General features: G+C 70.4%; 2 protein-coding genes and 2 pseudogenes. 1 reads left to right on the top strand and 3 read right to left on the bottom strand.

Features of this window, described 5'->3' with window-relative positions; genetic code table 11:
• Positions 1–296, bottom strand: a 296-nt coding sequence (locus tag B4U45_RS28480; RefSeq protein ID WP_219859590.1) for a PE family protein, incomplete at its 3' end; no start/stop codon positions are given.
• 139 nt (positions 297–435) lie between these two features.
• Positions 436–720 (bottom strand): annotated as a pseudogene (locus B4U45_RS28475) (tRNA (cytidine(34)-2'-O)-methyltransferase); the annotation flags it as partial.
• Positions 721–782: 62 nt separating this feature from the next.
• On the opposite strand from B4U45_RS28475, the gene B4U45_RS28470 reads away from it, so the two are divergent.
• Positions 783–1,427 carry a nitroreductase family protein gene (locus B4U45_RS28470; protein ID WP_075546779.1) on the top strand — a complete coding sequence of 215 codons (645 nt, stop codon included), beginning with the start codon at positions 783–785 and terminating at the stop codon, positions 1,425–1,427.
• Here B4U45_RS28470 and B4U45_RS28465 read toward each other — a convergent pair.
• Positions 1,428–2,081 (bottom strand): annotated as a pseudogene (locus tag B4U45_RS28465) (PE family protein); the annotation flags it as partial.

The raw sequence follows: 2,081 nt of genomic DNA, 5'->3' as shown, positions 1-2,081 counted from the left end.
TGCAGCGGGGAGGCGTTGGCCGCCTCGGCGTGGGCATAGGCGCCGGCACCGGCGGTCAGTGCCTGCACGAAGCGGTCGTGAAAGGCCGTCATCTGCGCGGCCACCTGTTGGTAGGCCTGCCCGTGGGCGGAAAACAGCGACGCGATGGCCGCCGAGACCTCGTCGCTGCCGGCGGCCAGCAACCCGGTGGTGGCGAGTGCCGCCGACGAATTGGCGTCGCTGAGGGCCGCGCCGAAGCCGGCCACTTGCGTCGCTGCCGCGCTGACCGCTTCGGGGACCGCCACCAGGTAAGACATCGCTGTCCTTTCGGGCTATCACCGCGAAAACCGCGATTCCCGTAACGTATGGCGGCCCGGCGGGCCCGATCCGGCGTTTGCCCGGTAACCCCAGCTGATTCACAGCCGACGGGCATCTAGCTCCCAGGAAACCGGGGCCCTAGAGGGCCCCGGAATAGCCGTGCTGCCGCCAGGCCTCATACACGGCCACCGCCGCGGCGTTGGACAGGTTCAGCGAACGCCGGCCCGCCAGCATGGGAATGCGCACCTGTTCGGTGATGTGCTCATCGGCCAGAGTCACCGCGTCCAGCCCGGTGGGTTCCGGCCCGAACATCAGCACATCGCCGCGGACGTAGCGGGCCTGGCGGTGGGCTCCAGGTCCGCGACTCCGCTGAACCTTGGCGCCGACCGTGAAATCGACGACGCGACACGGCGAGATGGCGTCGTGCAGTTCACATTCGGCCCGCGCGGGGGAGTCCTACATGGGCATATCGGTAGCCTCCACACATGACCCTGAATCTGACCGTCGACGAAGTCCTGACCACCACCCGCTCGGTCCGCAAACGCCTCGACTTCGACAAGCCGGTACCCCGCGACGTGCTGATGGAATGCCTCGAATTGGCGTTGCAGGCGCCCACCGGTTCCAATTCCCAGGGCTGGCAGTGGGTGTTCGTCGAGGACGCCGCCACCAAGAAAGCGATCGCCGACGTCTACCTGACCAATGCCCGGGCATACCTGAGCGCACCGGCACCCGAGTACCCCGAGGGCGACACCCGCAGTGAGCGGATGGGCAAGGTCAGAAGTTCCGCGACCTATCTCGCCGAGCACATGCACGAAGCGCCGGTGCTGATGATCCCGTGCATCCAGGGCCGCGAAGACCAGACGCCGCTGGGCGGCGTGTCGTTCTGGGCGTCGCTGTTTCCGGCCGTGTGGAGCTTCTGCCTGGCGCTGCGGTCCCGCGGCCTCGGTTCCTGCTGGACGACGTTGCACCTGCTGGGCGACGGTGAGCAGCAGGTGGCCGACGTGCTCGGCATTCCCTACGACCAGTACAGCCAGGGTGGGCTGTTTCCGATCGCCTACACCAAAGGCACCGATTTCCGGCCGGCCAAGCGGCTACCCGCCGAAAGCCTGACGCACTGGAACAGCTGGTAACTAGCCTGGGTTGCCGTTGCTGCCCGGGTTGCCGTTGAAGGGGTCGCCGCCCTGGCCTCCAATACCGGAAAAGCCGGATTGCCCGGTGCCGTGGCCGCCTGCGGCGCCGTTGCCGGGGGTGCCGTGGGTGCCGCCGCCACCACCAATGCCCCCGCCACCGCCAATCCCGGCGGCGCCCAACTGGCCGCTCAGCAACCCGCTGCGCCCGCCGGTGCCGCCCTGACCGCCGTCACCCCCGGCGCCGCCAGCCCCACCGTGACCGGCGTTACCGCCATTGCCGCCGTCACCGCCGAACGACAGATATTTCTGGCTGAAGGCGTTAGCGCCGGTGGTGCCGTCGACGCCGGTACCGCCGGTGCCGCCGACACCGCCGGCGCCTCCGGTACCGCCATTGCCGCCGCTGCCGCCGTTGCCGGCCAGCCACCCACCGGCACCGCCCTCACCGCCGGTGCCGCCGGCGCCCCCCTGCCCGCCGGTGCCGCCGGTGCCGCCGCCACCGCCGTTACCGCCCGCACCCGCGGCAGCGATGTAGTTCGTCGCTGCGGCGCCGTTACCGCCGGGAACACCGTTGAAGCCGCCGGTGCCGCCGGTGCCGCCGATGTCGCCGTTGCCGCCGATCGCGCCATTGCCGCCGGCGCCGCCGGCGCCGCCGTT

Origin of the sequence: Mycobacterium persicum, assembly GCF_002086915.1 — a bacterium.
Classification (GTDB): Bacteria; Actinomycetota; Actinomycetes; order Mycobacteriales; family Mycobacteriaceae; genus Mycobacterium; species Mycobacterium persicum.
Note: the sequence above shows the minus strand (reverse complement) of the source record. Positions and strands in the feature narration are given on the sequence as shown.

Coding starts and splice junctions, on each gene's coding strand:
- B4U45_RS28470 (WP_075546779.1), top strand. CDS start 783: ATGACCCTGAATCTGACCGTCGACGAAGTCCTGACCACCACCCGCTCG.